The organism is Gordonia hirsuta DSM 44140 = NBRC 16056 (assembly GCF_000333015.1).
Taxonomy (GTDB): domain Bacteria; phylum Actinomycetota; class Actinomycetes; order Mycobacteriales; family Mycobacteriaceae; genus Gordonia; species Gordonia hirsuta.
This window is the reverse complement of record NZ_BANT01000071.1, coordinates 1-3,304: the sequence shown is the minus strand read 5'-3', so window position 1 is coordinate 3,304 and position 3,304 is coordinate 1. Positions and strand designations below refer to the sequence as shown.

The window sequence follows — 3,304 nt, the reverse complement described above, 5'->3', positions numbered from 1 at the left end:
ACAGGCCCAGCCTGACCGTATCAGCGCAGCCGCGCCGGCAGATACTTGGGCGCCGGGTTGGCGCTGTGCCGGCGATCGCCCTTGGGATAGTAGAACTTGTGCCAGGCCCGGCTGAGGATGAATGCCCGGTTGTTCGTAGCGCAGGAGACCACGCCGGCACGCGGGACCGCGCAGACCGCATCGGCGACCTGGATCCGCTGACCCACCTTCAGCACCGGGGCCCGGAAACCTGCTTCGGAGCCGAATCGGTAGGTGGTGCCCGGCGGCACCCACAGGGGCCCCTGCAGATCGTTGGTGATCGCCACGCCGCGGGTGTTCGGCGGCGCAGTGGCCGGACGGCCCTTGCAGGCCACCGAACCCGGCTGCGGACCCAGCTGGCACTGCCAGCGGCCGGCCACGAAGTAGGAACGCCCGTTGTCGGCCCAGCGCACGGACTGATACTTGGCCGGATTCACCGGGGAGAACCTGCTGAACTGCAGTTCGGCGGGAACCGGGGCGGCGGCGGCCGGGGCGGCGGTGCCGAGCAGTGTCGCGGACAGAGCCACGATCAGCGTGATCAGCAGGGCCGGACGGCGGCGCAGGTTTCGAAGGACTCGCACCCGTCCATTTCATCACGGGCGGCCCCGGGAGCGGGTCGGATTGAGACCGCTCCGCTGCGGCGAGGGTTCACCTCAAGTGCACCTCGACGCCTCGTCGGCGTGGCGTTCGGCGACACGCCGAGGGGACGGAACTCTGTCAAACTGTGGACAATAAATAGTGCGTCTACCTGGGGGAACCCGGCGGTGCCATTGTGATCTTCCCGATGTCTCCACAGAGTTGTGCACATTCCTACTCGCAAGACAGGACACCGTCCACAGGTCACGCACAGGGTTGTCCACAGGGGTGGTTTGCCGCGGGGGCCCAGCGGCCCCTAGTGTTCGGCGGGGAAATCGGTTTCATCTTCGGGGAGGGAGACGCACGTGGCGCTGGACGACACGCGCACATCGCCGAACGGCGATGTCCCTCCGGCCCCCGAAGAGACCCTCCGTCAGCCTCCGCAGGACCATGCGGCCGAGCAGTCGGTCCTGGGCGGCATGCTGCTGTCGAAGGACGCGATCGCCGATGTCCTCGAGCGCATCAAACCCGACGACTTCTACAAGCCGGCGCACCAGGCCGTCTACGACGCGATCCTGGAGCTGTACGGGCGCGGTGAGCCCGCCGATGCGGTCACCGTCGCCAACGAGCTCGACCGCAAGGGTGAGTTGCGCAAGGTGGGCGGAGCGCCGTATCTGCACACGCTGATCGCGACGGTGCCCACCGCGGCCAATGCCGGCTTCTATGCCGAGATCGTCGCCGAGAAGGCACTGCTGCGCCGCCTGGTGCAGGCCGGTACCCGGATCGTGCAGTACGGCTACGCCGGCGCCGACGGCCAGGACGTCGCCGAGGTGGTCGACCGTGCGCAGGCCGAGATCTACGACGTCACCGAGGGCGGCACCTCCGAGGACTATTCGATCCTCGAAGAACTGATGCAGCCCACGCTCGACGAGCTCGATGCCATCGCCTCGCGCGGGGGCCTGTCGCTGGGAGTGCCCACCGGCTTCGCCGACCTGGACAAGCTCACCAACGGACTGCAAGGCGGGCAGATGATCATCATCGCCGCCCGTCCCGGTGTAGGGAAGGCGCTGGCTCTGGACACACCGCTGCCGACGCCGACCGGTTGGACCCGGATGGGCAGGGTCGCCGTCGGCGACCAGCTGATCGGCGCCGACGGTCGGCCGACACGGGTGGTGGCCGTCAGCGAGGTGATGACCGACCGGCCGTGCTTCGAGGTGGTCTTCGCCGACGGCGCAGTGGTGGTCGCCGACGAGCAGCACCTATGGTCCGCCCAGGTCGACGGCCGCACGCGGGTGCTGACCACCGGCGAATTGCGAGTCCACGCCGGCCAGGCCTGGGTCCCGTACACCCAGCCGATCGAACTTCCCGAGCGCGAGTTCGCCTACGGCCCGTACACCGTCGCCGCGCTGGCGGGGATGGCCTACGACGATCCCGAGATCGCGCTGCGCATCGATGCCGAAGGGGACGTCGACACGATGACCCTGATGGCGGATCTGGCCGGACTCGTCCCGGAGGAGTACCTGCGCGGCTCGATCCCGCAGCGGCGCGCACTGCTGGCCGGACTGCTGGATGCGCGCGCCCGGGTCGAAGCCGACGGTTGGATCACGATCCCGTCGGTCACCCGCCACATGTCCGACGTGCTCACTGATCTGATCGCCGGACTGGGATACGTGTACGAGCGCATGCCCACCGGCTGGATCCGGATGCACGCCGACGACGACGTGTTCACCGTCCACCACAAGATGGTGCGGCACAAGGAGTTGCGCGGACCCAGCCGCGGCCGGCGGATCGTCGAGATCCGGCCAGTGGCGTCGGTTCCGGTGCGCTGCGTACAGGTTGACAACGCAGACCACCTGTACCTGGCGGGCGAAGCGATGGTGCCCACCCACAATTCGACCCTGGCGATGGACTTCCTGCGCTCGGCAGCGGTCCACAACAACCTGGCGGCAGCGATGTTCTCCCTGGAGATGGGAAAGAACGAGATCGTCATGCGCCTCCTCTCAGCCGAAGCCCGGGTCAAGCTCGGCGATATGCGCGCGGGCAACCTGAGCGACGACGACTGGAGCAGACTGGCTCGCCGCATGGGCGAGATCAGTCAGGCGCCGCTGTTCATCGACGACTCCCCGAACCTGACGATGATGGAGATCCGGGCCAAGGCCCGCCGACTGAAACAGCGTCACGATCTGCGCCTGGTCGTCATCGACTACATGCAGCTGATGACCTCGGGAAAGAAGGTCGAATCCCGTCAGCAGGAGGTCTCGGAGTTCTCCCGGTCGATCAAACTGCTGGCCAAGGAACTCGATGTACCGGTGGTCGCGATCAGCCAGCTGAACCGCGGCCCGGAGCAGCGCACCGACAAGCGTCCGCAGGTGTCGGACCTGCGTGAATCGGGCAGCCTGGAGCAGGACGCCGATATGGTGATCCTGCTGCACCGCCCGGACTCCATCGAACGGGACGACCCCCGCGCCGGTGAGGCCGACATCATCGTCGGCAAGCACCGTAACGGCCCGACCGCGACGATCACCGTCGCCCATCAGTTGCATCTGTCGAAGTTCGTCGACATGGCGCGCGGCTGACCTGGCGTTTGTTGATCCGCACCGTAGATTGCACTTTCTCGCGCTAGTTTGCATGGGTTTGCACTTCGTCCTGGGGATTCTCATAGTGCTTGCACTGTTGGAGATTCCGCTGAGGTTTGTCAGTTTCCGGTCAA

2 protein-coding genes are annotated in these 3,304 nt (G+C 66.9%); one reads left to right on the top strand and one right to left on the bottom strand.

The genetic code is table 11. The features are described 5' to 3' along the window. Positions 1-20 precede the first annotated feature (20 nt). On the bottom strand, positions 21-599 hold the full coding sequence (locus tag GOHSU_RS16090) for a hypothetical protein (protein WP_005944429.1): 579 nt from the start codon (positions 597-599) through the stop codon (positions 21-23). Between the two features lie 360 nt (positions 600-959). Between GOHSU_RS16090 and dnaB the strand changes: the two genes are divergently transcribed. Continuing rightward, positions 960-3,170: a replicative DNA helicase gene (gene dnaB / locus GOHSU_RS16085; RefSeq protein ID WP_005944428.1), complete on the top strand. Its 2,211-nt coding sequence runs from the start codon at positions 960-962 to the stop codon at positions 3,168-3,170. Positions 3,171-3,304 lie beyond the last annotated feature (134 nt).